At 73.4% G+C, this 25,870-nt stretch carries 22 protein-coding genes and 2 tRNA genes; 12 read left to right on the plus strand and 12 right to left on the minus strand.

What is annotated here, in order from left to right:
- Positions 1–6: 6 nt before the first annotated feature.
- Entirely contained in the window at positions 7–582 is a 576-nt protein-coding gene (locus tag DDP54_RS01635) for a hypothetical protein (RefSeq protein ID WP_242448156.1), read from the minus strand.
- Positions 583–686: 104 nt separating this feature from the next.
- Positions 687–1,304, minus strand: coding sequence for a DsbA family protein (locus DDP54_RS01640; protein WP_109132259.1), 618 nt, complete (start codon positions 1,302–1,304; stop codon positions 687–689).
- A gap of 228 nt (positions 1,305–1,532) precedes the next feature.
- On the opposite strand from DDP54_RS01640, the gene pepN reads away from it, so the two are divergent.
- Positions 1,533–4,151: an aminopeptidase N gene (pepN, locus tag DDP54_RS01645; protein ID WP_109130284.1), complete on the plus strand. Its 2,619-nt coding sequence runs from the start codon at positions 1,533–1,535 to the stop codon at positions 4,149–4,151.
- 51 nt (positions 4,152–4,202) lie between these two features.
- Here pepN and malQ read toward each other — a convergent pair whose 3' ends face one another.
- Complete coding sequence (gene malQ / locus DDP54_RS01650; protein WP_109130285.1) at positions 4,203–6,335, minus strand: 4-alpha-glucanotransferase; 2,133 nt, start codon at positions 6,333–6,335, stop codon at positions 4,203–4,205.
- 128 nt (positions 6,336–6,463) lie between these two features.
- Here malQ and DDP54_RS01655 point away from each other — a divergent pair, with 128 nt between their 5' ends.
- Together DDP54_RS01655 and DDP54_RS01660 are read left to right on the plus strand one after the other, a co-directional pair.
- Positions 6,464–8,680, plus strand: coding sequence for a prolyl oligopeptidase family serine peptidase (locus DDP54_RS01655; RefSeq protein ID WP_109130286.1), 2,217 nt, complete (start codon positions 6,464–6,466; stop codon positions 8,678–8,680).
- A 10-nt stretch (positions 8,681–8,690) separates the two neighbouring features.
- Complete coding sequence (locus DDP54_RS01660) at positions 8,691–9,740, plus strand: mechanosensitive ion channel family protein (RefSeq protein WP_242448157.1); 1,050 nt, start codon at positions 8,691–8,693, stop codon at positions 9,738–9,740.
- 8 nt (positions 9,741–9,748) lie between these two features.
- On the opposite strand, the gene DDP54_RS01665 is transcribed toward DDP54_RS01660, so the two are convergent.
- On the minus strand, positions 9,749–9,979 hold the full coding sequence (locus DDP54_RS01665) for a PTS glucose/sucrose transporter subunit IIB (RefSeq protein ID WP_109130287.1): 231 nt from the start codon (positions 9,977–9,979) through the stop codon (positions 9,749–9,751).
- A gap of 162 nt (positions 9,980–10,141) precedes the next feature.
- Between DDP54_RS01665 and DDP54_RS01670 the strand changes: the two genes are divergently transcribed.
- From DDP54_RS01670 to DDP54_RS01680, 3 genes are all read left to right on the plus strand, one after another.
- Positions 10,142–10,528 (plus strand): globin, encoded by a 387-nt coding sequence (locus DDP54_RS01670; RefSeq protein ID WP_109130288.1) that lies wholly within the window; start codon positions 10,142–10,144, stop codon positions 10,526–10,528.
- 91 nt (positions 10,529–10,619) lie between these two features.
- Complete coding sequence (locus tag DDP54_RS01675; protein ID WP_109130289.1) at positions 10,620–11,501, plus strand: acyl-CoA thioesterase II; 882 nt, start codon at positions 10,620–10,622, stop codon at positions 11,499–11,501.
- A 62-nt stretch (positions 11,502–11,563) separates the two neighbouring features.
- Complete coding sequence (locus DDP54_RS01680) at positions 11,564–13,156, plus strand: SDR family oxidoreductase (RefSeq protein WP_109130290.1); 1,593 nt, start codon at positions 11,564–11,566, stop codon at positions 13,154–13,156.
- 50 nt (positions 13,157–13,206) lie between these two features.
- Here DDP54_RS01680 and DDP54_RS01685 read toward each other — a convergent pair whose 3' ends face one another.
- The 7 genes from DDP54_RS01685 to DDP54_RS01715 form a co-directional block, all read right to left on the minus strand.
- Positions 13,207–13,695: an acyl-CoA thioesterase gene (locus tag DDP54_RS01685; RefSeq protein ID WP_109132261.1), complete on the minus strand. Its 489-nt coding sequence runs from the start codon at positions 13,693–13,695 to the stop codon at positions 13,207–13,209.
- Between the two features lie 67 nt (positions 13,696–13,762).
- Positions 13,763–15,481: a GTPase gene (locus DDP54_RS01690; protein ID WP_109130291.1), complete on the minus strand. Its 1,719-nt coding sequence runs from the start codon at positions 15,479–15,481 to the stop codon at positions 13,763–13,765.
- Complete coding sequence (locus DDP54_RS01695) at positions 15,478–17,424, minus strand: dynamin family protein (RefSeq protein WP_109130292.1); 1,947 nt, start codon at positions 17,422–17,424, stop codon at positions 15,478–15,480. The genes DDP54_RS01690 and DDP54_RS01695 overlap by 4 nt, the downstream gene beginning before the upstream one ends.
- An 11-nt stretch (positions 17,425–17,435) precedes the next feature.
- Positions 17,436–19,118, minus strand: coding sequence for an energy-dependent translational throttle protein EttA (gene ettA, locus DDP54_RS01700; protein ID WP_109130293.1), 1,683 nt, complete (start codon positions 19,116–19,118; stop codon positions 17,436–17,438).
- 135 nt (positions 19,119–19,253) lie between these two features.
- Positions 19,254–19,817: a single-stranded DNA-binding protein gene (locus DDP54_RS01705; protein ID WP_109130294.1), complete on the minus strand. Its 564-nt coding sequence runs from the start codon at positions 19,815–19,817 to the stop codon at positions 19,254–19,256.
- Positions 19,818–19,952: 135 nt separating this feature from the next.
- Positions 19,953–21,488, minus strand: coding sequence for a GTPase (locus DDP54_RS01710; protein WP_242448158.1), 1,536 nt, complete (start codon positions 21,486–21,488; stop codon positions 19,953–19,955).
- Complete coding sequence (locus DDP54_RS01715; protein ID WP_242448159.1) at positions 21,485–23,203, minus strand: dynamin family protein; 1,719 nt, start codon at positions 23,201–23,203, stop codon at positions 21,485–21,487. The genes DDP54_RS01710 and DDP54_RS01715 overlap by 4 nt, the downstream gene beginning before the upstream one ends.
- 130 nt (positions 23,204–23,333) lie before the next feature.
- Here DDP54_RS01715 and DDP54_RS01720 point away from each other — a divergent pair.
- Positions 23,334–23,406: transfer RNA gene (locus DDP54_RS01720), tRNA-Arg, on the plus strand.
- On the opposite strand, the gene DDP54_RS18485 is transcribed toward DDP54_RS01720, so the two are convergent.
- Positions 23,368–23,727, minus strand: coding sequence for a phosphatase PAP2 family protein (locus tag DDP54_RS18485; protein ID WP_242448420.1), 360 nt, complete (start codon positions 23,725–23,727; stop codon positions 23,368–23,370). The two genes, DDP54_RS01720 and DDP54_RS18485, sit on opposite strands and share 39 nt — an antisense overlap.
- On the opposite strand from DDP54_RS18485, the gene DDP54_RS18490 reads away from it, so the two are divergent.
- The 5 genes from DDP54_RS18490 (at position 23,615) to DDP54_RS01745 (ending at position 25,785) form a co-directional block, all read left to right on the plus strand.
- Complete coding sequence (locus DDP54_RS18490; protein WP_242448160.1) at positions 23,615–23,914, plus strand: hypothetical protein; 300 nt, start codon at positions 23,615–23,617, stop codon at positions 23,912–23,914. The genes DDP54_RS18485 and DDP54_RS18490 overlap by 113 nt on opposite strands.
- A gap of 339 nt (positions 23,915–24,253) precedes the next feature.
- Positions 24,254–24,469: a hypothetical protein gene (locus DDP54_RS01730; RefSeq protein ID WP_109130296.1), complete on the plus strand. Its 216-nt coding sequence runs from the start codon at positions 24,254–24,256 to the stop codon at positions 24,467–24,469.
- 121 nt (positions 24,470–24,590) lie between these two features.
- Complete coding sequence (locus tag DDP54_RS01735) at positions 24,591–24,875, plus strand: hypothetical protein (RefSeq protein WP_109130297.1); 285 nt, start codon at positions 24,591–24,593, stop codon at positions 24,873–24,875.
- 9 nt (positions 24,876–24,884) lie between these two features.
- Positions 24,885–25,571, plus strand: coding sequence for an oligoribonuclease (gene orn, locus DDP54_RS01740; protein WP_277949575.1), 687 nt, complete (start codon positions 24,885–24,887; stop codon positions 25,569–25,571).
- 138 nt (positions 25,572–25,709) lie between these two features.
- Positions 25,710–25,785 (plus strand) — tRNA-His (locus tag DDP54_RS01745).
- The last annotated feature ends 85 nt before the right edge of the window (positions 25,786–25,870 follow it).

Consider the following 25,870-nt stretch of genomic DNA (forward strand, 5'->3'; position numbering starts at 1 on the left):
AGCTGGTCAGGGCAGCTCGGCGTACTTGCTGCGGGCCAGCTCGAAGCCCCGACCCGTCGCGTCCTCGACGCAGCGCACGCCGTTCGTCGAGCTGCTGCACGTGTAGCCGCCCACGGTCGACGACGTGCCGTACTCGAGCTGCGGTGTGCCGTCGGCCGCGACGCCCGGCGCCGGGCCATCCACGCACGGGATGCGCACGCCGTCGGCGCCCACTTCGAACACGTGACCGATGCTGCCAGTGCAGGCGGCGTCCGTCGGCGGCGTGAACGTGATGCTCGCGATGGTGCACTTGGCCCCCGACTCCGACATCGTGCACGCGATGTTGCCGCTCGGGAGCGCGAACGACTCGAGCGCCTGGGGCGCCGTGGAGCCCGACGGTGAGCCGCTCGGCGCGACCGCCCCGGGCGCCGAGACGCCGGGGCTCGGCGTGCCGGCCGTCGTCGACGCGCTGCTCGTCCCGGCCAGCCCGCCCGTCACCGCGAGCGCGAGCATGACGAGGAAGACCGTCACGAGGACGGCGTCGACCGCGATGAAGATCGTCATCCCCCGGCCCAGCCGCATCCCCGTCGTGGGGCCTGCCATCGGATTCCCTCCCGCTCGACGTCCGTGCGACGACCAGCATCACACGCCTCGCGAGGGGCCTCCACCCGAGCAGGCGCGGCGGGCACTGCGCGGAGCGCCTCTGATCAGTCGAAGACCGGGCCCTGCGTGCGGGTGCGCTTGAGCTCGTAGAAGCCCGGCACGCTCGTGATGAGCGCGAACCCGTCCCACAGCCGACCGGCGGCCTCCCCCCGCGGAGCGGGCGTGATGACAGGCCCGAAGAACGCCGTGCCGTTGAACGCCACGACGGGCGTCCCGACCTCGTCGCCGACCAGGTCGATCGCCCGCTGGTGGGAGGCCCGCAGCTGCTCGTCGTACTCGTCGCTCGTCGCGAACCGGGCCAGGTCGGCGGGGAGGCCGACCTCGGCGAGCGACTCGGCGACGATGGACTCGGTGTCCGTGCGTCCGCCGGGGTGCCGACGCGTGCCGAGCGCGGTGTACAGCGGCCCGACGACCTCGTCGCCGTGCAGCGCGGCCGCGGCGATCACGACCCGCACCGGGCCCCACGCACCGTCCAGCATGGTCCGGTAGTCCTCGGGGAGGTCGCGGCCCTCGTTCAGCACCGCCAGGCTCATCACGTGCCACCGGACCTCGACGTCCCGGACCTTCTCGACCTCCACGATCCACCGCGACGTCATCCACGCCCAGGGGCACAACGGGTCGAACCAGAAGTCGACGACGTCCCGGGCGGCCTCGACATCGATCGGGGTCTGGGGGTCGGTCGTCGTCAGGGTCTCCAGCACAGCGTCTCCTCGGCTCGGTTCGCGTCCATGGTGCCAACGGCCCAGGTGCCCGGGTCATTCCGACCGCCGTCGCACGCGCGGCGCACGCCGGGGGCGGCACCACCCCGGGTCCGCACAGGTGGCCGAGGCGGCGTGCGATGATCGCGGGGCCGCCACAACCTGGCCCGTCCTGCCCGAAGGAGACCCCGCGTGCCCGCCGAGAACCTCACCCGTGACGAGGCGCGCGCCCGCGCCGCCGTCGTCGCCGTGCACTCGTACGAGGTCGCTCTCGACCTCACGACGGGCCCGACGACGTTCGCCTCGCGCACGACCGTCCGGTTCACCGCGACCCCGGGGGCGTCCACGTTCATCGACCTGATCGCGCCCGAGGTGCACGAGGTCGTGCTCAACGGCCGGCCCCTTGACCCCGCCACCGTGGTGGCCGAGTCGCGCATCGCCCTCGACGACCTGACCGGCGAGAACGAGCTCGTCGTCGTCGCCGACGCCGCGTACATGAACACCGGTGAAGGGCTCCACCGCTTCGTGGACCCGGTCGACGACGAGGTGTACCTGTACACGCAGTTCGAGGTCGCGGACTCCCGCCGCGTGTTCGCGGTGTTCGAGCAGCCCGACCTCAAGGCGACGTTCGCGTTCACGGTCACCGCCCCGGCGCACTGGACGGTCGTGTCCAACTACCCGGTCGTCGGGCCGCCCGTGGCCGTCGAGGGCGGCCGCAACCGCACCGGTGGGCGCGACGAGGGCACCGCCACGTGGACGTTCGAGCCGACCCCACGCATCGCGAGCTACGTCACCGCGGTCGTCGCGGGCCCGTACCACGCCGAGCACGGCGAGCTCACGAGCAGCGACGGGCGCACCATCCCGCTGGGCGTCTACTGCCGGTCGTCGCTCGCGGCCCACCTCGACACCGAGAACATCCTCGACGTCACGCGCCGCGGGTTCGCGTTCTACGAGGAGAAGTTCGCCCACCCGTACCCGTTCGCGAAGTACGACCAGCTGTTCGTCCCCGAGTTCAACGCGGGCGCGATGGAGAACGCTGGCGCCGTGACGTTCCTCGAGAGCTACGTGTTCCGGTCCAAGGTGCCCGACGCCACGATCGAGCGCCGCGCGGTGACGATCCTGCACGAGCTCGCGCACATGTGGTTCGGGGACCTCGTGACGATGCGCTGGTGGGACGACCTGTGGCTGAACGAGTCGTTCGCCGAGTTCATGTCGACGCTCGCGGCCGCCGAGGCCACGCAGTGGACCAACGCCTGGTCGACGTTCTCCTCGCTCGAGAAGAACTGGGCGTACCGCCAGGACCAGCTGCCCTCGACCCACCCGATCGTCGCCGACATGCGCGACCTCGAGGACGTCGAGGTCAACTTCGACGGCATCACGTACGCCAAGGGGGCGAGCGTCCTCAAGCAGCTCGTCGCGTGGGTCGGCCAGGACGAGTTCTTCGCCGGTGTCCAGGCGTACTTCGCCAAGCACGCGTGGGGCAACACCGAGCTGCGGGACCTCCTGTCCGAGCTGGAGATCACGAGCGGGAGGGACCTGTCAGCCTGGTCGTCGCTCTGGCTCGAGCAGGCCGGCGTGACGTTGCTGCGGCCCGACATCACGACCACGAACGAGGGCGACGTCGAGATCATCAGGTCGTTCGCGGTGCTCCAGGAGACCCCGGCCGAGCACCCGGTGCAGCGACCGCACCGACTCGTCGTCAGCGGCTACGCCGTCACGACGCGCGACGACGGGTCGACCGAGCTCGAGTGCACGACACGGCTCGCGCTCGACGTCGACGGCCCCCGGACCGAGGTCCCCGAGCTCGTCGGGCAGCGCCGACCGGACCTGATCCTCGTGAACGACGACGACCTGGCGTACGCCAAGATGCGGCTGGACGACGTCTCGCTCGCCTCCGCGACGGCGCACCTGGGCTCGTTCACCGACTCGCTCCCCCGCACGCTCGTGTGGACCGCCGTCTGGGACGCTGCCCGCGACGCCGAGACGCCCGCCCGCTCGTTCGTCGACCTCGTGCTGCGCAACATCGGCCGCGAGTCGGACTCGTCCGTCGTGCAGGTGCTGCTCCGCCAGCTGAGCACCGCCGTCGACCTGTACGTCGCGCCCGAGCACCGCGAAGCGACCGACGTCGCCTCGGCCGATCGCCTCCTCGAGCTCGCCACCGCGGCGGCCGCGGGCTCGGACACGCAGCTCCAGCTCGTCAAGGCGTTCGCCGGCCGCGCATCGACACCCGCGCACCTCGACGTCGTCGCCGCGATCCTCGACGGCACGCGCACGCTCGCCGGCCTGACCATCGACACCGACCTGCGCTGGGAGCTGCTCACGTCGCTCGCCACGGGAGGCCGCGCCGACGAGGCCCAGATCGCCGACCAGCTCGCGAGCGACCCCACAGCCACCGGCCAGCGGGCCGCCGCGGCCGCGCGGGCGGCCATCCCGACCCCCGAGGCGAAGGCCGCCGCCTGGGCGGCCGCGGTCGAGCACGACGAGCTGGCGAACGCGATCCAGGCCGCCACGATCAACGGGTTCGGCCGCGTGCACGACCGCTCGCTGCTGGTGCCCTACGTCGCGCCGTACTTCGACGCCCTCGAGCCGGTGTGGGAGTCACGGACGAACGAGATGGCCCAGAACATCGTGCTGGGCCTCTACCCGAGCGACCTCGCGGACGACACGCGCGTCGACGTCCTCGGTGCGACCGACGCGTGGCTCGAGACGCACCCCGACGCCGCCCCCGCCCTGCGACGACTCATCATCGAGAGCCGCGACGGGGTCCGGCGCACGCTCGCCGCCCAGGAGGCGGACCGCCGCCGCGGCTGATCCGACGTCGGTTCGCGACCGCACGCCCGGCGCATGCCCGGCGTGCGGTCCTCAGCCCCGGTTGAGGGTCGCCGCGAGCGAGCGCAGTCGCGGGTTGGAGAACAGCTCCTCGATGAGGACGACCTGCCCCGACCCGTTCGCGAGCGGGACCTTCCAGTTCGGGTACTCCTGGTCGGTGCCCGGCTGGTTCTGCGCGCGCCGCTCCCCGACCGCGTCGGCGAGCGAGACGCCGATGAGCGCGGCGGGTGTCGCGAGGATCAGCCGGTGCAGGGCCTCGACGAGCTCGCGCTCCGACGGGTCTGCGCCGACGAGCCCTCGCCCGCGCAGCACAGCGACCATCTCCTCGCGCTCAGCGCGCGCCTCGGCCCGGACGTGGGCCACCGGCTCGGTCAGCAGGCCGAGCCGCTCACGCAGGGCCACGTGCTCCTCGGCGAGGTAGCCGGCCGTCGGCGGCAGGTCGTGGGTCGTGACGCTCGCCAGCGCGAGGCGCCGGTAGTGCTCGGGCGCGAGCGGTCGGCCGTTCTGGTCCTTCTCGAACCAGAGGATCGAGGTGCCGAGGACGCCTCGCTCCGTCAGGTAGTCCCGGACCCACGGCTCGAACACGCCGAGGTCCTCGCCGATGACGACGGCTCCCGCACGGTGCGCCTCGAGCGCGAGGATCCCGATGAGCGCCTCGTGGTCGTAGCGCACGTAGGCGCCCTCGCCCGCGCCGGCGCCCTGGGGGATCCACCACAGCCGGAACAGTCCGATGACGTGGTCGATCCGGATCGCTCCCGCGTGCCGCAGGACGGTGCGCAGCATGTCCCGGTACGGCCGGTACGCGACGCGCGCCAGCTCGTCCGGCCGCCACGGCGGCTGCGACCAGTTCTGGCCCTGCTGGTTGTACATGTCGGGCGGTGCCCCGACCGTCGCCCCGCGGGCCAGCACGTCGCCGAGCGCCCACACGTCGGCGCCCTCCGGGTGCACACCGACGGCGAGGTCGTGCATGATCCCGATCGACATGCCGCCTTCGACCGCGGCGCGCTGCGCGTCGGCGAGCTGGGAGTCGGCGACCCACTGCAGCCAGCAGTGGAAGTCGACGCGCCCGGCCAGCTCGACGCGAGCGCGGTCGACGAGATCGGACGAGATGTCGTTCGCCGCGGCCGGCCAGGGTGTCCCCTCGTACCGTTCGGTGAGCGCACACCACAGGGCGAAGTCCTCGAGGCCCTCGCCCTGCTCGCGACGGAACCCGTCGAACGCCGCCTGGCGTGCCGCCGAGCGGGGCGCGGTGAAGACGATCTCGAGCGCCGACCGCTTGGCGGTCCACGCCACGTCCCGATCGATTGGGCCGGCGTCGGTGTCGAGCGACATCGCGGGCTCGGCGGCCCACTCGACGAGCGCGCGGTCGGCCGCCGAGAGGTAGGCGGTCTCGCGGACGTCCTCGACCCGGATGTACAGGGGGCTGACGAACCGTCGGGTCGTCGGCAGGTACGGCGAGGGCGTCATCGGCCCGGCCGGCTCGGCCGAGTGGAGCGGGTTGACGAGCAGGAAGTCGGCGCCGCACTCGCGCGCCGAGAGCCAGCCCAGCTCGGCGAGGTCGGCGAAGTCGCCGACTCCCCACGAGCCCCGCGAGCGCACCGAGTACAGCTGGGCCATGAAGCCCCAGGCCCGGCCGGTGCGCAGCTGCTCGGGCAGCTCGAGGGTGGTGGGCGTGACGACGACGACCGACCGGGCGGTGACGCTCGGACCGGTTGCCTCCATCACGTGCCAGCCGAGGGGCAGGTCGGTCGGGATCGTGAAGGTCGCGCGTCCGATGAGGCGCCCGTCGACGGAGCGAGGTTCCACGAAGACGTCGGCCTGGACGAGGTCGCGGCGACCGCCGCCCGCCTCGGCGTCCAGCTCGAGCGACACCGTGACAGGCTCCCCGTGGGGGACGTGCACGGCGACGTGGGCGTTCCTTCCCTGCCGGACCACGACGACAGGGGGCAGCGCGCGACGCCACGGCATGTCCTCGACGTGCGCGATCGAGACGTCGACCCGTTCCGGGGACGAGGCGTCGACGCCCAGGGCGTCGAGCACGGCGACCAGCGTCGACGCGGCGACCTGGCGGTGCGAGCCGTCGAACCCCCAGAAGTCGGGGACGACGCCGTACGCAGCAGCGAGACGCAGCAGGGCCTGCGACGGTTCGTCTCCTTGGTCGGCCACAGCCTGATCCTGCCAGAGTCCCTGGCCGCGACGCAGGACCCGGGACCGGACACGGCGTCGACGGCGGTGGACGGACGCCCCGGCGCCGCCGCCCAGGGGCGCGCGACGAGGTCGTAACGTAGCGACCCATGACCTCGACCTCGTCCGCTCCTGCGCCCGCAGCCGCACAGCTCGACCTGCCGGCGTACCCGTCCGCGCGGCGCCTCGACCTCGTCGAGGACCTGCACGGTCACCGTGTCTCGGACCCGTACCGGTGGCTCGAGGACGCGTCGTCACCCGAGACAGCGGCGTGGTCGGATGCGCAGGACGCGCTCTGGGCCGCCTACCGCGGCCAGGCGGTACCCGCCGGAGCGATGTCGCAGGCTCGGCTGACTGCGCGCCTGCAGTCCTTGCTCGGTGCCGGGTTCGTCAGCGCCCCGGCGTGGCGCGGCGACCGTCAGTTCACCTCGCGACGCTCGGGGGACCAGGAGCACGCCGTCGTGGTCGTGACGGACGACGCCGGCGAGCGCGTCCTGATCGACCCGGTGCAGCTCGACCCCGCGGGCACGACCACGCTGGACGCGTGGCAGCCCAGCAAGGAGGGCGACCTGCTCGCCTACCAGGTCTCGAGCGGCGGGACCGAGGAGAGCGTGCTCTACGTCCTCGACGTGCTGACGGGCGAGCGGGTCGACGGGCCGATCGACCGGGCGCGCTACTCCCCCGTGGCGTGGGTGCCCGGCGGGGAGTCGTTCTACTACGTGCGACGGCTGCCGCCCGAGCAGCTGCCGCCGGACGAGCAGCAGTACCACCGCCGTGTCTGGCTGCACCGCGTCGGCACGGACCCGGCGACCGACGTCGAGGTGTTCGGTGCGGGTCTCGACCTCACCAGCTACTTCGGCGTCTCGGTCTCGCGCGACGGGCGCTGGCTCATCGTCTCGGCATCGGCCGGGACGGCGCCTCGCACCGACGTCTGGATCGCAGACCTGACCACCACCCCCGGTGGTGCGACGCCGACGTTCGTCCCGGTGACGGTCGGCCTCGACGCGCAGACGGCGGCCTGGGTCGGTCGTGACGGCCGGCTGTACCTGCACACCAACCTCGACGCGTCGCGCGGGCGGCTCGCGGTCACCGACCCGTCCGACCCCGGCGTCCCGCACTGGCACGAGCTCCTGGCGGAGGACCCGGAGGCGGTCCTCGAGGACGTCACGTTCACCGATGCGGGCGGCCCGGCGGGCACTCCGGGAGCGGAGCCGGAGCTGCTGCTCGCGAGCTGGCGCCGCCATGCCGTCAGCGAGATCACAGTCCATGACCCGCGGACCGGGGTGCGGCTCGACGGACCCGCCGGAACGATCAGCCTGCCGGGCCTCGGGTCCATCTCAGGGCTCGTGACACGACCCGACGGCGGCCGTGAGGTCTGGTTCTCCTACACCGACCACACGACCGTCTCGACGGTGCACCGGTTCGACGCCCTGACCCGCGACGTGCAGGTCTGGGCCGAGCCACCGGGCGCCCTCGCCGACCTCCCGGACGTCCGGGTCCACCGCCTCGAGACCGCGAGCGCGGACGGCACGATCGTGCGCGCCTTCGTGCTCGCACGCACCGACGTGCTCGACGCGGACGGTCGCCCGCTGCGGCCCGTGCCCACGATCCTGTACGGGTACGGCGGCTTCCAGATCTCCCTCGAGCCCGCCTACTCCGCCTCGACGCTCGCCTGGGTCGAGGCGGGTGGCGTGTACGTCGTGGCGAACCTGCGCGGCGGCGGCGAGGAGGGCGAGGACTGGCACCGCGCGGGGATGCGGGCGCGCAAGCAGAACGTGTTCGACGACTTCCATGCGGTCGCCGAGCGCCTCGTCGCCGACGGGTGGACGACCCCGGGTCAGCTCGCGTGCTGGGGTGGTTCCAACGGCGGCCTGCTCGTCGGGGCCGCCCTGACGCAGCGTCCCGACCTGTTCGCCGCGGTGGTCTGCTCGGCGCCGCTGCTCGACATGGTCCGCTACCAGCGCTTCGGCCTAGGCGTGACCTGGTCGGAGGAGTACGGGGACGCCGACACGCCGCACGAGCTCGCGTGGCTGCTCGGGTACTCGCCGTACCACGTCGCGCTCGACACCCTCGAGCCGACGGCCTACCCCGCGACGCTGTTCACGGTCTTCGAGGGGGACACGCGGGTCGACCCCCTGCACGCCCGCAAGCTCGCAGCGGCGCTCCAGGCATCCACGAGCGCCGACCGGAACGCCGCGCCGATCCTCGTGCGCCGCGAGACCGGCGTCGGTCACGGCGGCCGTGCGCTGTCCAGGACGATCGCGTTGACGGTCGAGCAGCTGCAGTTCGTGGCCGACCGCACGGGCCTCGCGGGCGGCGCTCGATAGCGTGAGCGCCGTGACCACCCTCCTTCGACTGTCGTCCGCGCCGTCCGCCGCCGATCCGTCTCCGTCCCCGTCGTCCTCGGGGCTCACGCAGGCGGAGCTCGTCGACCACGCGAACGCCTTCGGGCGCTGGTTCCTCGGCACCGGGGTACGCCTCGCGGTGATCCTGCTCGTCGGTGCGCTCACGCTCCTCGTCCTGCGCGTGGTCATCCGGTCCGTGACCCAGCACATCGTGGAAGGCGCGGACGACACCGGTTCGTCGCTGCTGCGCCGTGTCGGCCCGCTCGCGTCGGCCCGGCGGGTGCAGCGCGCGCGCACCGTCGGATCCGTCCTGCGCTCGACCGCGACGATCGTCGTCGGGACCCTCGTCTTCCTCCTCGTGCTCGACACCGTCGGCATGAACATCGCCCCGTTCATCGCCTCTGCGGGCATCGTGGGGGTGGCGGTCGGCTTCGGCGCGCAGAGCCTCGTCAAGGACTTCCTGTCGGGGGTCTTCATGCTGCTCGAGGACCAGTACGGCGTCGGTGACGTCGTCGACGTCGGACCTGGCGCTGGCACCGTGGGGACCGTGGAGGCCGTCGGGCTGCGGGTGACCAAGATCCGCGACTCCGCCGGGACGCTCTGGTACGTCCCCAACGGCACGATGACCCGCGTCGGGAACAAGACCCAGGGCTGGGCGAAGGCCGTGGTCGAGGTGAGTGTCGACTACTTCGCCGATCTCGACGAGGTCCGCGCTCTGCTGACGGAGGCGGCCGAGCGCGTGGCGGCCGACCCAGTCATCGGCACGTACCTGCAGGGTGCGCCCACGGTGACCGGGATCGAGGACGTCACGTTCGACGCCGTCACCCTCCGCCTCAGCGTCACCACGGCGCCCGCGATGCAGTGGGACGTGGCGCGCGAGCTGCGGGTCGCGGTCCGGGACGCACTGACACGCGCGGGCATCCCGCTCGGCGGGCAGCGCGACCTCCTGGCGGCCGAGCGGGAGCGGGCCGCGAGCCCGTCCGGCGCGCCCGCGCGCGCTCTCCCGCCGGACGTCCCGGCTGGGCAGAGCGACGAGGACTGACCGCTACCTCAGCGCAGGGTCTCCAGCTCGGCGGCGAGGTTGTCCGCCTCGGGGCCGACGATCACCTGGACGATGCGGCCCGACCGCACGACGCCGAACGCGCCGGTCGCCTTGAGGGCTGCCTCGTCGACGAGCAACGGGTCGGTCACCTCGACGCGCAGCCGGGTGATGCACGGTTCGAGGTCCACGATGTTCGCGTCCCCACCCAGCGCTGCGAGGATCTGCTCTGCCTTGCTCATCGAACTCCCCAGCTCGTCTATCAGCCGCACGGTCTGACCAGCGTAGTCCGCACACCCGCAACCGGCGCGTACCGGCGGGCGTGCGGCACGGCGCAGGAGCCGACGGACGCCGAGCCCTGGCGCCCGTGCGGGCGGCCCGGCCGCCGGTGCGAGACTGGCACCGTGACCCGTACCGACTCGTTCTATGCCGTCATCGGCGGTCACGCCACGTTCGTGCGGCTCGTCGACGAGTTCTACCGTGGCGTGGCGTCGGACCCCGCGCTGCGGGCGATGTACCCCGAGGACGACCTCGGCCCGGCCGCCGAGCGCCTCACGCTGTTCCTCGAGCAGTACTGGGGCGGCCCCACGACCTACTCCGACCAGCGCGGGCACCCCCGACTGCGCGCGCGCCACGCCCCGTACAAGGTGAACCCCGACGCACGCGACCGCTGGCTCGCGCACATGCGGGTCGCCGTCGACTCGCTCGGGCTCGCGCCGCTGCACCAGGCCGAGCTGTGGGACTACCTCGAGCGGGCCGCGCACTCGATGATCAACACCTTCGACGACTGACGCAGCGGCGCGGCTGGGTCCATCGCTCGCCCCCGTGAGACGCTGGCCGTATGACTCCCCGTGCCCTCCCGACCTCGCCGGACGTCACCCGATGACCCTCGTCCCGGCCGCCCCCGACCCGACGACCACACTCCTCGCAGCCCTCGACCTGGTCCCGTACCCGGGCGAGCCGGACACGTATCGCGGCGTCAGCCTGCCGCGGCCCGGTGGACGCGTGTTCGGCGGCCAGGTCCTCGCCCAGGCACTCATCGCCGCGGGCCGGACCCTCCCGGACACCGACCGGCTCCCCCACTCGCTGCACGGGTACTTCCTGCGGGCCGGCGACGCGAGCGAGCCGATCGACTTCGCGGTCGAGCGGCTGCGCGACGGCCGCTCGTTCAGCGCCCGGCACACGCACGCGTTCCAGGGGGGTGTGCCGATCCTGTCGATGGTGGCGTCGTTCCAGGCGCAGCAGGACGGTCTCGACTACGCCGACCCGATGCCGTCCGCGCCGGACCCCGACGACGTCGGCTCGACGGACGAGGTCCTGGCCGGGATCGACCACCCCGTCGCGAAGTTCTGGTCGACGGAGAGCGCCTTCGACGTCCGGCACGTGAACGGCTCGATCTACCTCGGCCCGCACCCGGACACCTCGGGCCGTCAGCTCGTGTGGGTCCGGTCGCGCAACCCGATCCCCGACGACCAGCTCCTGCACCGCGCCCTGCTCGCGTACGCGTGCGACCAGGTGATGCTCGAGCCGGTCCTGCGTCGCAGCGGCAACAGCTGGATGACCCGGGGGCTCTCGATCGCGAGCCTCGACCACGCGATGTGGTGGCACCGGGACGTCCGCGTCGACGAGTGGCTGCTCTTCGCGCAGTCGAGCCCCAGCGCGCAGGGCGGTCGGGGTCTCGGCGCCACTCAGGTGTTCTCGCGTGACGGCACGCTCGTCGCGTCGATCGCCCAGGAGGGCATGGTGCGGGTCCCGTCGAGCTGACGGCCGCGCGTCGCGGCGGCTCCCGGGCGTGCGAGGCGGCCGCGGCTGGGTGAGACTGCCCCATGCCCGACGACACGGACCGCATCCCTGACCTGCTCCCCGAGCCGGTCGCCGCGACGCTCGCGGGACTCGTCCCCGGGCAGCCGGGCAGCGCGGGTCGGGCCGAGCCGGCACCGCTCGTGGCCGTCACGGGAGTTACCGGGTACGTCGGTGGCCGGCTGGTGCCCGAGCTCCTCGCCGCGGGCTACCGCGTGCGCGCCGTCGCCCGCCACCCGGACCGCCTGCGCGGTCGCTCGTGGTTCGCTGACGTCGAGACCGCCGTGGCCGACGCCGCTGAGCCGGCGCAGATCCGCGCCGCGCTCGACGGGGTGGACGTCGCGTACTACCTCATCCACTCGCTCGGCACAGGCCACGCCTTCGAGGCGCGCGACCGCCACACCGCGCTCGTGTTCGCCCAGGCGGCCCGCGAGGCCGGCGTGCGCCGGATCGTCTACCTCGGCGGCCTCCACCCCCACGGCGAGGAGCTCTCCCCGCACCTCGCGTCGCGCACCGAGGTCGGCGAGATCCTGCTCGCGTCCGGCGTCCCGACGACCGTCCTGCGCGCCGCCGTCATCCTCGGGTCGGGCTCGGCGTCGTTCGAGATGATGCGCTACCTCACCGAGCGGCTGCCCGCCATGACCGTCCCCCGGTGGGTCGAGAACCGGATCCAGCCCATCGCCATCCGCGACGTCCTGCGGTACCTCGTCGGGTCCGCGGCGATGCCTCCGGACGTGAGTCGCGGCTTCGACATCGGCGGGCCCGACGTGCTGACCTACCGGGAGATGATGCAGCGCTACGCGGCGATCGCGGGGCTCCCGCGCCGGCTGATCGTCGGGGTCGGCGTCCTCACCCCGCGCCTGTCGAGCCTGTGGGTCTCCCTCGTCACACCCGTGCCGGCGGGGCTCGCCCGACCGCTCGTCGAGTCGCTCGTGCACGAGGTGATCTGCAAGGAGCACGACATCGCGCGCCTCGTCCCGGACCCGCCGGGAGGGCTCATCGGCTTCGACCGTGCGGTGCGGCTCGCACTGCGGCGGGTCCAGGACGCCGACGTGACCACGCGCTGGTCGTCGGCATCGGTCCCGGGGGCGCCGAGCGACCCGCTGCCGAGCGACCCGGACTGGGCGGGCGGCTCGCTGTACGTCGACGAGCGGCGCGTGACGGTCGAGGCCTCCCCCAAGGCGCTGTGGCGCGTCATCGAGGCCGTCGGCGGGGAGCGGGGCTGGTACTCCTGGGCGCTCGCGTGGCAGGTGCGGGGGCTGCTCGACCGCGTCGTCGGCGGTCCGGGGCTGCGCCGCGGGAGGCGCGTCCAGGGTCAGCTGCTCGTCGACGACGCCGTCGACTTCTGGCGCGTCGAGGAGGTCGTGCCGGGCCAGGTGCTGCGCCTGCGAGCCGAGATGCGCCTGCCCGGGCTTGCGTGGCTCGAGCTCCGGGTCGAGCCGGGGGCGGATGACCAGCACACCGTCTTCGCCCAGCGCGCGCTCTTCCACCCGCACGGCCTCGCGGGACAGCTCTACTGGTGGGCGGTCTACCCGTTCCACGGAGTCGTGTTCGGGGGCATGCAGCGCGGCATCGCGCGGGCCGCCGCGACGGTCGAGAAGTCCCGCACCGATCGCTGAGCGCAGCGCGTTAGCGCGTTAGCGCCTCAGCGCCTCAGCGCCTCAGCGCGTCAGCGACGACGACGCAGCTCGACCGGAGCCTCGACGTACGGCTCCCATGCCGCCCGGACGTCTCGCCCGATGCGCGTCGGCGCGCCGGACGCGTCGACGAGCACGAGCGTCGTAATGGCACGCGCGTACACCGTGCCGCCGTCCGCCGACGGGGCGTCCCGCACCTCGTAGCAGACGTCGAGGCTGGCGGACCCCAGGTGCCCGATCCAGAGCTCGACGACGACGGGCGCTCGGCGGTACCCGAGCGGGCGGAGGTACTCGATCTCCTGGCGCGCCACGAGCGTCGACAGCGCGGCCCCGGGCCCGGCGTCGAGCACGGCCGTCGGCCACGCGCTGCCGACCGCTGTGCCGTCGGGCGCCGCCGGGTGGCTCCAGAACGCCTCGATCCGGGCCTCCTCCAGGAGGCGAAGCATCTCGACGTTGTTCACGTGCGCGTACGCGTCCATGTCGGACCACCGCAGCTGCACGTCGACCTCAAGCCTTGCCATGCCGGTGTCTCCTTCGGTCGATCTCGGCGGCGACGCTGCAGCGTCGGCCGGTGGGGCTACGTAGAGGTCAGGCAGCGGCGCGCCGAGCGGCGTCACGGCACTGCGCCAGGGCCAGCAGCTCGGCGGACACGGGGTCGACGACGCGCTCGCCGACGACGACCTCGACCGCGAGCCGCAGGTGACGTCGCGCGCGGCTCGCGGCACGACGGGCACCCACCGCGCCGAGCAGCCGGCCTGTCAGCGCTACCAGGACGCCCGCGACCACGCCGCCGATCGCCAGCACCGTCGGCGCCGGCAGGCCCCACCAGGTCGGCGTCGTCGGTTCGGGCAGGCGCGCGTAGGTCGACCCCGCGAGCAGTCCGAGCCAGACGAGACCCACGACCACCACACCGAGCAGCACCCACTGCAGCCAGCCGAGCACCCGCCACCACGCCGGTGGCCGCTCTGCGACGAGCGCGGTACCTGCCACCGCCTGGTCGAGCGCGTCGCCCAGGCCGACGGCGGTGGCGCGGGCCCGCGCGCTCAGGACCCACGTGTCCGGCGCACCGGCCATGGCGGCGTCGCAGTAGGCCCGGACCGCGCTCGACGCGCGCGAGCGGGCCACGGGGCCGAACGGGGGCAGCGAGGTCCGGGAGAGGTCGGGCCGGCCGGGTGTGCCGCGCCCGGTGCCCAGCCCGAGGCGGCGCAGCGGGTCGGCGCGCATCGAGGCGAGCCACCGCGTGGGTGGCCACCCGGTCGCACCACGCGCCCGGCGCGCGGCCGATCGGCGCACGGCCTCGACTACCGCCGGGATCCCAGCGGCCACCTGGAGCTCGTCCACGAGCCGCGCTCGCGCGTCCCGCTCGACGACCGGTGCAGGTGCGGCCCCGCAGGCCGCCAGCACCGCACCGGCGGTCGTGCGCACGTCGGCACGAACACGGTCGGTCGCGGCGGCGCGTCGACGTGCAGCCTCCACGAGACGCTCGCGCAGCTCCGCGACGCCCACGCCGGTGCGCGTGCTCGTGGCCAGGACCGGCACGGTACCGAGGCCGTCCTGCGCGGCAAGGCGAGCGAGGTCCGCCAGGCACCGCTCGAGCTCGTCGGGTGTGAGCCGGTCGGCATGGTTGAGCACGAGCACGACGACGTCCGCATGCGCGGCGAGCGGGCGCAGGTAGCGCACGTGCAGGGCGGCGTCGGCGTACTTCTGCGGGTCGACGACCCACACGAGCAGGTCGACGCGCTCGTAGAGGCGCTCGGCGCGCATCCGGTGTGTCGTCTCGACGGAGTCGTGGTCGGGGAGGTCGAGCAGCACCAGTCCTGTCGCGACCGTCTCGCCGCCAAGCGGCTCGGCCTCCGGGTTCGCGCGGTCGAGCACGTGGCGCTGGTCGACCGCGAGCCAGTCGAGCAGCGCGTGCGCCCCGCCGCTGCGCGCGTCGGCGGCCGGCCGGCCGAACGGTTCCGCCCTGCGTGCTGCTCCGGCCGGACTGTCCGATGTCGTCGGGGCGGGCCACACGGCGGCCATCGGCTGGCCGGTCGTCGGCCGACGCACCCCCGGCACGGCGAGGTCGGCACCCGCGAGCGCATTGAAGAGCGACGACTTGCCCGAACCCGTCGACCCCGCCAGGGCCACGACCGTGTACTCGCCGGACAGGGCCATGCGCGCTCGGGCGCGCTCGACGACGACGGTGGCCGGCTCCAGGACCGCGTCGGGCAACCGGCCGCGGGCGGCCACGACGGCGTCGTCGAGCGCCTCGATGCGCGCGGCAAGATCGAGCCCGCTGCCCGGCGACCGGCGGCGGGCCGTCACGTGGCCGACTCGTCGCCGCGCACGACCTTGCGCCACCACGCGCGCAGCCGGTTCGTGCCGGTGCCCTCTGCCTGGGCGGTGCCAGGCGCGGCAGCACGGAGCGTCGCGTCGTCGATCAGCGCGGGACCGAGCCCGGCACCGCGCAGGTGCCCCTGACTGGCGCCGCTCGATCCGGCGTCGTCTGCCGACGGGGCTGCGCCGTCCGTCGCCCGCGCACTCTCCACGGCGTCCTGGGATGCGGCCACGTCGCGCACCGCGGCGCGCACGGCGTCGCCGCTGACCTCGGCCGTCCCGAGCGCGTCGAGCTGCGCGGTGTACCGCGCGGACTGGCCCGCGAGCACGGCCCGGACACGCTCCGCAAGGCGCTCGTGCGCGCGCCTCGTGAGCTGGCGCACCGCCTCGTCCCCGAACACGGCCTCGAGGAGCCGTTGGGCGAGCAGTGCCGTCCCCCCCGCGATCCCGACCTCGGCGCCCGTGAGGCCACCGGTCGAGGCGAAGACGGCCACCATGAGCGCGGCACCGATCCCGTTGACCCCGTAGGAGACGGCACGCGCCGTGGAGCGCTTGCCGGCGCCCTCCTCCTCGACGAGCGCGAGCACGTCGGACTGCCAGGCGCGGATCTGGTCGGCGACCTGCCCGCGCAGCTCGCTCGACGAGCGCGACAGGTCCAGCCCGTGGAGCAGGCCCGCACCCGACGGGTCGTTGCGCCAGACGGCGTGCGCGCGTTCGGCGGCCTCCTCGGCCGCGTCGAGGACGACCGCCTCGAGGCCGTGCCCGATGGCCGTCGCGAGCGCGGGCTCGGGAGCACGCCGACCCCGCACGGCCGCGACGAGCCGGTCGCGCGCGCGCGACACCTTCTGCTCGACCGCCCGGATGAACTCACCGGTCCCGACGACGTCCTGCCAGCGTGCGAGCACCTCACCGCGCAGCAGCGTGCCGTCGGACGTCGCCCGCAGGACCTGGTCGGCGGCGTCGGCATATGCGGCGGTCACCGCCGCCCGCAGACGGGCGTCCGCGTGGCGCTGGTCGTCGGCGGCCGCGGCGACGGCACCCGCCCGCACGAGCACGTCGCGCGTGACGCCGTCGCGCGTGCCGGCGATGACCGTGGCGCGGGCGGCCGGGTCGCCGCCGAGGGCCGTGAGCCAGTCGGCGACCGCGCCGACCGACCGCTCCGGCAGCAGCCCGGCGACCGGGACGCTCTCCGGGACGAGCAGGATCGTCGCGTCATGCAGCCCGTGCGCGTCGAGCATCTGACGCAGGTGGGTCGCAACCGGGGTCACGGCGCCCGCGTCGACACGGTCGAGGACGAGCGCAAGGTGGACGCGGCGACGCTGGGCCGCCTCGAGCAGCTCCCACGGGACGGCGTCGGCGTACCGCGCCGCTGTCGTGACGAAGAGCCACAGGTCGGCAGCGCCGAGGAGCTGCGTCGCCAGGGCCCGGTTCTCCTCGACGATCGAGTCGATGTCCGGCGCGTCGAGGAGCGCGAGCCCGAGCGGCAGCGCATCCGACGCAACGAGCCGCAGCCCGGTTCGGGCGCCCGGCTCGCGGTCGGGGGCGGCGGCACCGTCGCCCTCCGTCAGGCGTGGGAGGCCGGGGAGGATGCGATCGGTGCTGAACCACCGCTCGTCGAGCGGGTGGTGGACGAGCACCGGCCAGCGCGTCGTCGGACGCAGGACACCCGCAGGGCTCACCTGGACGCCGACAAGCGAGTTGACGAGCGTCGACTTCCCCGCTCCCGTCGACCCGCCGACGACGACGAGCAGCGGCGCCGCGTCCGACCGCAGGCGCGGCAGGAGGTAGTCGTCGATCTGGTCGAGCAGCTGGGCACGGTCCACGCGGGCGCGGACCGCTGACGGCAGGTCGAGGGCCAGACGGACGTCGGCGACACGCGAGCGCAGCACCCCGAGCGTGTCGAGGGTCTCGCCGTGCCGCCGATCGTCCACCGTCTCCCCGCTCAGTCGCGGGTCAGCTTGCGGTACGTCACCCGGTGCGGACGGGCGGCATCCGGACCGAGGCGCGCGACCTTGTTCTCCTCGTAGGAGGCAAAGTTGCCCTCGAACCAGTACCAGCTGCCCGGGTCCTCCGCGGTGCCCTCGTACGCGAGGATGTGAGTGACCACCCGGTCGAGGAACCACCGGTCGTGAGAGACGACCACCGCACAGCCCGGGAACTCGAGCAGGGCGTTCTCGAGCGATCCGAGCGTCTCGACGTCGAGGTCGTTGGTGGGCTCGTCGAGAAGCAGCAGGTTGCCGCCCTCCTTGAGCGTCAGCGCCAGGTTCAGCCGGTTGCGCTCGCCGCCCGAGAGGATGCCGGCAGCCTTCTGCTGGTCCGGGCCCTTGAACCCGAACGCCGCGACATACGCCCGCGAGGGCATCTCGACGTTGCCGACCTTGATGTAGTCGAGGCCGTCGGAGACGACCTCCCACAGCGACTTTTTCGGGTCGATGCCGCCGCGCGACTGGTCGACGTAGGAGATCTTGACCGTCTCACCGATCTTGAGCTCGCCACCGTCGAGCGGCTCGAGGCCGACGATGGTCTTGAACAGCGTCGTCTTGCCGACGCCGTTCGGACCGATCACGCCGACGATGCCGTTGCGCGGCAGAGTGAAGCTGAGCCCGTCGATGAGCACCCGGTCGTCGAAGCCCTTGCGCAGGTTGCTCGCCTCGAGGACGAGCCCCCCGAGCCGCGGGCCCGGCGGGATCTGGATGTCCTCGAAATCGAGCTTGCGCGTGCGGTCGGCCTCGGCCGCCATCTCCTCGTAGCGCGCGAGTCGCGACTTGGACTTGGTCTGGCGTCCCTTGGCGTTCGAGCGCACCCACGCGAGCTCCTCCGCGAGCCGCTTGGCGAGCTTCTGGTCCTTCTTGCCCTGGACCTCGAGCCGCGCCTGCTTCTTCTCGAGGTACGTCGAGTAGTTGCCCTCGTACGGGTAGAGGCGACCCCGGTCGACCTCACAGATCCACTCCGCGACGTGGTCGAGGAAGTACCGGTCGTGGGTGACCGCGAGGATCGCGCCGTGGTAGGCCGCCAGGTGCTGCTCGAGCCACAGCACGCTCTCCGCGTCGAGGTGGTTGGTGGGCTCGTCAAGAAGCAGCAGGTCGGGCTTCTCCAGGAGAAGCTTGCACAGCGCGACGCGGCGACGCTCACCACCGGACAGGACCGACACGTCGGCGTCGGGCGGGGGGCAGCGCAGCGCGTCCATGGCCTGCTCGAGCTGCGCGTCGAGGTCCCAGGCCTCGGCTGCGTCGATGGCCTCCTGCAGGACGCCCATCTCCTCGAGCAGCGTGTCGAAGTCGGCGTCGGGCTCGGCCATCAGCGCGGAGATCTCGTTGAAGCGGTCGATCTTGCCCTTGATCTCGGCGACGCCCTCTTCGACGTTGCCGAGGACCGTCTTGTCCTCGTTGAGCGCGGGCTCCTGCATGAGGATGCCGACCGTGTACCCCGGGCTCAGGCGCGCCTCACCGTTCGACGGCTGCTCGAGCCCGGCCATGATCTTGAGGATCGTCGACTTGCCGGCACCGTTCGGCCCGACGACGCCGATCTTCGCGCCGGGCAGGAAGTTCAGGGTGACGTCATCGAGGATGACCTTGTCGCCGTGCGCCTTGCGCGTCTTGTACATGGTGTAGATGAACTCAGCCACTGGCTCTTCGTCCGCCTCGGTGCTCGGGGGTTGGTCGGGGTGACGCCGGCCCGGTCGACCCGGCTGCGCGCGCACATGGCGCAGCGCGAGCCGGGCGACCCGGCACGGCGAAAGTCCTGACCCCACCCTAGGCGATCACCTCGCGCCGGCGAGCGAGAGCGCCTCCTCGGCCAGACGGTCGAGCGGGTCGGGCTCGGCAGTGTCGTCGCTGACTGCGTCGTCGTCGAGCGCGAGGTCGTCGAGCTCGTCCGGGGACAGGTCGGCCGGCGCCCGCTCGTCGTCACCCGCCGCGACGTCGCCTTCGGCCCCGTCGGGTCCGGTGCCGCTGCCGTGGACCGTGCGGGAGTACCGGGCCGAGCCGTAGGCGAGGTCCGGGCCGATCGCGATCGCGTCGAGCACGAGGGTCGTCCGGCTGCCGTCGGGGCCGGTCCACTCCTCGGTCGAGAGTCGCCCGTGGACGACGACGGGGTCGCCCTTGCGCAGCGACTCGGCGACGTTGCGGGCCGCGCTGCGCCAGCTCTTGACGGTGAACCACTCGGTCCGGCCGTCCGCCCACACGCCCTTGTCGCGGTCGAACCAGCGGCGCGTGCTCGCCATCCGGAACGTCGTGAACGGCGTCGCGCCGTTGGTGCCCGGGTAGTGCCGCGGCTCGGTGCCCAGCCACCCGACCAGTGTCAGGGTCAGCTCGTTGGTGCTCATGCGTCCTCCTCGTCGAGCGCCGGCGAGTGCCGGCTCAGGGAGGAAGCGTGGATCGCACCGTCGTCGGCGTGTCGACGGCGCCGCGCCACGGTGGAAGAGCCGAGCAGGGTGGAGGGCTGTGGGTGGCGCGGCAGGTCAGCGGGCGGTCACGGCGTCGGCGAGCTCGCGCACGCGACGGTGCTCGGCGAACACCTCGACCGTCGGGTCGGCGAGCAGCCGACGCGCGACGCCCTCGAGAGCGGCGCGCCCCTCGCGCAGCACACGCTCCGAGCGTCGTCGGGCCGCGGTTCGACGCGCCAGGTGCCCACCGACCGCGAGGAGCACGGCGCCCACGAGCAGCCCGCCCGCCGCCAGCCAGGCCCACGGACCGTCGTCGGTCGATCCCGACCCGCCACCGATCCGGAGGCCCAGAGCGACCGATGCCGCCGCGAGCGCGCAGCCGGACAGCACCAGTGCCGAGGCGAACAGTCCCGTGGCGAGGCGAGAACGACGTGTGGCCACCGTGACGTGCGCCAGGACGTCGTCGACCTCGCGCCGCAGCTGGTCGGCCGACGCGACGCGCCCAGCGACCGCCTCCTGCCACCGCACCGGGACCGCGCGTGTCACCGAGGCGATCCAGCCAGAGCGAGCGAGCGCAACGGTGTCGGACTGGACCAGGCCGAAAGCGGGCACGGTCCGCGCTCCCCCGCGCACGACCGCTCCGACAGCGTCGGCGATCGCGCGCAGACCGGCAGCCTCGGTCAGGAGGTCGACCACGTGGGTCACGTCGAGCCGAGCCGAGCCGGGCTCACGTCCCGCGACCTGGCTCCCGAGCAGCGTGGCCGCGTCGTTGAGCTCCGCGCCCGCCCGCTCGGCTGCCACGCTGCGCCGAGCGACCACGGCTGCGAGCCGGTCGCGGAGCTCGGGGACACCCTCGCCTGTCCGCGCCGAGGCCGTCCGGATCGCGACACCCTCGAGGCCGTCCTCGACCAGCAAGCGCGCCAGGTCGACGACGAGCTCGTCGCGGACGTCCGGACCGAGCGTGTCCACCTGGTTGAGCACGACGACCATCGACGCCTCGTGCCCGACGAGGTGACGCAGGTAGCCCGAGTGCAGGGCGTCGTCCGCGTACTTCTGCGGGTCCACGACCCAGACGAGGAGATCCGCCATCGGCACGAGGCGGTCGACGACGACGCGGTGCGCCGGCGCGATCGAGTCATGGTCCGGCAGGTCGAGCAGCACGAGCCCGCGCAGCGGCACCTCGGTCTCGCCGTCGAGCAGGCTCTCACGCTCGATGCGCCGGTCCTCAGCGACCCCGAGCCAGTCGAGCAGCGCCTCGCCGCCTTCACCCCAGACGCAGGCCGAGACCGCAGACGTGGTGGGGCGCTTCACGCCGACGTCGGCGAACTCGAGCCCGCACACCGCGTTGAACAGGCTGGACTTGCCCGATCCGGTGCCGCCGAGCAGCGCGACGATCGTGTGGTCGACGCCGAGCTCGAGACGCTCCCGCACCTGCTCGACCGATACGGCGACCCGAGCGGCGACCGTCGGGTCCAGCCGGTCTCCGCCGACAGCGAGTGCCTCCTCGACCTGCTCGACGCGTTCGGTCAGCTCACGCGTCGCCGCCCCGGCGAGATGACCGTGCACGGCCGCGAAACCCTCGCGCTCGAACGCCCTCGTCGTCTCCGTCACGTCAACCCCTTCAGGACCGCGAGCCGCAGACGCAGCAGCGACGAGGCGTCCGGCGCGAGGTCGGGGTCGTCGAGCAGCTCCCCGACGGCGGCACGTTCGCGCGCGACCTCCGCGGCGCCGCGGTCCGCCAGGTCGGCGCGCAGCTCGTCGCTCGCCCGTGTCCCCGCCTCGCCGAGCAGGTCGACGAGGAGGGCTCGCGCCGGCTCCAGACCCGCTGCGGCCGCCAGCGCGACGGCGGCGAGGCCCTGGACCCCGAGAGCACGTTCCGCACGTTGAGCGCGCTTGGCCGCGCGCTTGGCCGCGCGGACGGCATGGCGACCGCGGCTGCGGACCGCGTCGTGGCTCGGCTCGAGCGCCGCCTGATGCAGCGCCTCGGTCGCGACGGCAGCCGCGGAGGCCGCCCAGGCCCGCGCCGAGGACTGCGCCGACACCGTGCGCGCCTTGGCGTCCTCCGACTCGGACCAGGCCGCGTCGAGCGAGGGTCCGCCGTCGGGTGCCCCGACGCCCCGCAGATGGGTGCGCAGCACGAGCTCCGCGCGCGCACCGGCAGCGGTGAGGTTTGCGGCAGCCGACCGGGTCAGGGCGTCGACGAGCGGGGCGAGCGCCTCGGCGCGACCGCGCCCCGCCCGACGGGACCGGTCGACGCGGCCCGACGAGCGCACGACCGTCGCGAGCGGACCGCCGGCGGCGGCGAGCTCGGCCCACCGCGCGCGGGCCGGGCCGTCGGACACGACGCCGCCGTGCACGGCGGCACGCGCAGCCTGCTCCGGGCCTTGCGTGGCGACGTCGAGCTCGGCAGCCAGCGCGACGGCGGCGTCCGCCTGCGCCTGCACCGCCTCGGCGAGCTCGTCGACCCAGGGGCGCAGCGCGGCGAGCGACCCGCGCAGGGTGCGTCCGATGACCGTCCGCGCGCGGTCGAGCCCGGCGAGCATCTGGAGCCAGCGCGTGATCGGCGCGAGGACCGCAGGCTCGAGCAGTCCCTGGTGCGGTCCGACGTCGGGCACGACGAAGAGCGGTGCGCCCTGCATGCCGTGCGCCCGCAGGCGCTCCAGCAGGTCGCCGCGGACGGTCGGGAGCGACGCCGGCGCGACCCGGTTGAGCACCATGGCGATCGATGCGCCTCGCCCCACGGCGCCCTGCAGCACCTGCCAGGGCAGCGCGTCGCCGTACCGGGCCGCCGTCGTGACGAACAGCCACAGGTCAGCGGCCTCGAGGAGGCGGTGCGCCGTGGCGCGGTTGGAGTCGAGCACCGAGTCGAGGTCGGGTGCGTCGAGCAGCGCGATCCCGCGCGGCACGCGCGCGTGCTCGACCACCTCGACGGCCTCGAGGACCGGGTGCTGGTCGAGCAGGTCGGCGTCGTCAGGATGGTGGACGAGGACCGGTCGGCGCGTCGTCGGGCGCAGGACGCCTGCGGCCGTCACCTCGGTCCCGAGCAGCGAGTTCACGATCGTCGACTTCCCGGCACCCGTGGATCCGGCGACCACGACGATCGCAGGTGCCGAGAGCTCCTCGAGCCGAGGCACGAGGTGGTCGGACAGCTGGTCGAGGAGTCGGGCGCGCGACACGCGGGCGGCCTCGACCGAGGGGATCTCGAGCGGGAAGCCTGTGCGCTCCACATCGCGACGAAGGTCGCGGACGGCGTCGAGCAAGGACATCGCGGCGAGGGGACGCGCAAGCACCCCGTCGGCGACTGAGGTCCCTGCCTGCTCGCTCACGGTACCTATAGTCGCCTGACGAGGTGACCAGGACAAACGAACGCGCCGCCGGGACGAGCGCGGCCTCGCGCGGCACGGTCGGTCGACGGCTTCGAGCGCCGTCCGCGTACGCTCGTCCATGGCAGTGCCAGCCCCCATAGCTCAATGGATAGAGCAACGGCCTTCTAATCCGTAGGTTGCAGGTTCGAGTCCTGCTGGGGGCGCCCGGAGTCCAGTCCGTGCAGCCGGTCGGCGACGACGACGCCGCCCAGGACCGCGACCGCGAGCGCGACGGCGGCCAGCACGTCGGTCAAGAAGTGGTAGCCCAGGTAGAGCCGGCTGAGGCCGACGGCGAGCGTGCCGACGACGGCGACAGCGCCTCCGACCAGGAGGTTGCGGCGTCCAGCGTGCCGGCTCCACGCCAGGTAGCCGATGACGAGCAGCAACGTCGCCGTTCCCATCGTGTGCCCTGACGGGAACGAGGCGGTCGTCTCCGCCCCCGGGATGTCCATGGTCGCGAGCGGCGGCCTGGGACGTCCGACCAGGTCCTTGATCGCGAGCGACAGCAGCGTCGAGGCGACCATCGCGGCCGCCAGGATCCCCGGCCGCCACCACTCGCGTCGCACGGCGAACCACACGGCGCAGGCGACGAGGACCAGGACCGGCAGGACACGCGGGCCCGAGACGAGCGTGATCGCGGCGAACACGGCCCGCATGGTGGGCCCGCGGTGACCGACGAGCCAGTCGAGGACGGGCTGGTCGAACGAGGACAGGTCGTCACGCTCGCGCACGCCGTCGAGCACGCCGGCGAACACGACGAAGCCGAGCACGACGAGCAGCGCACCGGGGAGCACCGCTCGGACGGCGGCCCGGCTCCGCCACGCATCCCACCTCGACACTGCCGCCACGTCGTCCCCCTCGTCCCTGCGCTCGTCCCGACCGGAACGGTTGGCGTCAAGCGGCACAAAAAGGTCGTGACCGCACCACGACCACGGTGGTTCCCTGGATCTACCGCGGTGACCTCCCGGGCCCGGCCAGGCCCATCCAGACCGTACGACGGAGACCACCACCATGCATCCCACCAGCATCTTCGACCTCGTCCTGCGCGACCACGAGCGTCGCCTCGCCGAGGCTTCGGTCGAGCGCGAGCACTCTCGTACGTCGAGCCGGTCCGATGAGCTCCGCGCCGCTCGATCACGCGCGGTGCCGAATGCCGGGCGCCCGCCAGATCCCGCCCTGCTGTATGCCAGCCTGCTCCGGTCGACCCTGGGCGTCACCGCGCGGTGACGCCGCTTGGCCCGGCGGGAGGGGTGCGGGTCGTCCATCAGGGCGACCCGCACCCCTCCCCTGACATCCCGTGGAAGCATGACGGGATGTACGCGAACGCGCCCCGGGCACCCCGCCGCTGATGGGGCGCCACGGCACTGCGCCCGCAGCGGGCACACCCGCTCCCCCGCCCGGCCGGCTGGCGCGCCTGCGTGCCCGGCTCCCCACGGTGATCGAGCGGGTCGCCCTCGCGGCCGGCGCGGCGGCGTCCACGACGCTCGTGCTGGCCTGGGCCGGGGTCCGGTGGCGGACCGCCGTCGTCGCGGGGGCGGTCGCCGGGCTGCTCGTGCTCGTTGCCGCCGGTGTCGCCGCGACGGTGCCTGCCCCGCACGAGAGTCCCGCCCGAGAGACCCGCACGGGACCGTAGGCTGGCACCGTGACGACGACAGGCAACGGCAGCACCAGCAACGACCGTATCGTGTGGATCGACTGCGAGATGACCGGCCTCGACCTCACGGCCGACGCCCTCATCGAGGTCGCCGTCGTCGTGACGGACTCCGAGCTCACGGTGCTCGGCGAGGGCGTCGAGGTCGTCATCGCACCGCCGCCCGGCGCGCTCGAGCAGATGAACGACTTCGTGCGAGCGATGCACGTGACGTCGGGCCTGCTCGAGGACCTGCCGACCGGCACCACTCTCGCCGACGCGCAGGCCCAGGTGCTCGAGTACGTGCAGACGTGGGTGCCCGACGCCGGCAAGGCTCCGCTGGCCGGGAACTCCGTCGGCACCGACAAGAACTTCCTCGACCGCGACATGCCCGAGCTGTCCGCGCACCTGCACTACCGCGTGATCGACGTCTCGTCGATCAAGGAGCTCGCCCGCCGCTGGTACCCGCGCGTGTACTTCGCGTCCCCCGAGAAGCACGGCGGTCACCGCGCGCTCGGCGACATCCTCGACAGCATCGACGAGCTGCGGTACTACCGTGCCGCGCTGCTCGTCCCGCAGCCGGGGCCCGACTCGAAGCAGGCGAAGGCCGTCGCCGCGCAGGTCATCGCGACGTCGGTGCACCTCGCCCAGGGCGCCGAGGGCGCACTGGTCGCTCCGGAGGGCCCCGCGGCACCCTGACCGCGCAGCGTCCGCCGGACGTGAGAGCACCTCGTCCGAGCCGGTACACTTCTACTCGCCCCTTCCGGGGGCGACGCGCTCGCCCTCTCGGGGGTAGGCGCTCATGGTCGGTATAGGTCATGGTCGGTATAGGTCATGGTGGGTATAGCTCAGCTGGTAGAGCACCTGGTTGTGGTCCAGGGGGTCGCGGGTTCAAGTCCCGTTACTCACCCCATGGTTCGAAGGGCGTCGCACTCTCGCGAGTGTGGCGCCCTTCGTCGTAGCAGGACCGCGACGTCAGGCCGCGCGCGACATCACGG

The sequence above is a fragment of the Cellulomonas sp. WB94 genome (assembly GCF_003115775.1).
Classification (GTDB): Bacteria; Actinomycetota; Actinomycetes; order Actinomycetales; family Cellulomonadaceae; genus Cellulomonas_A.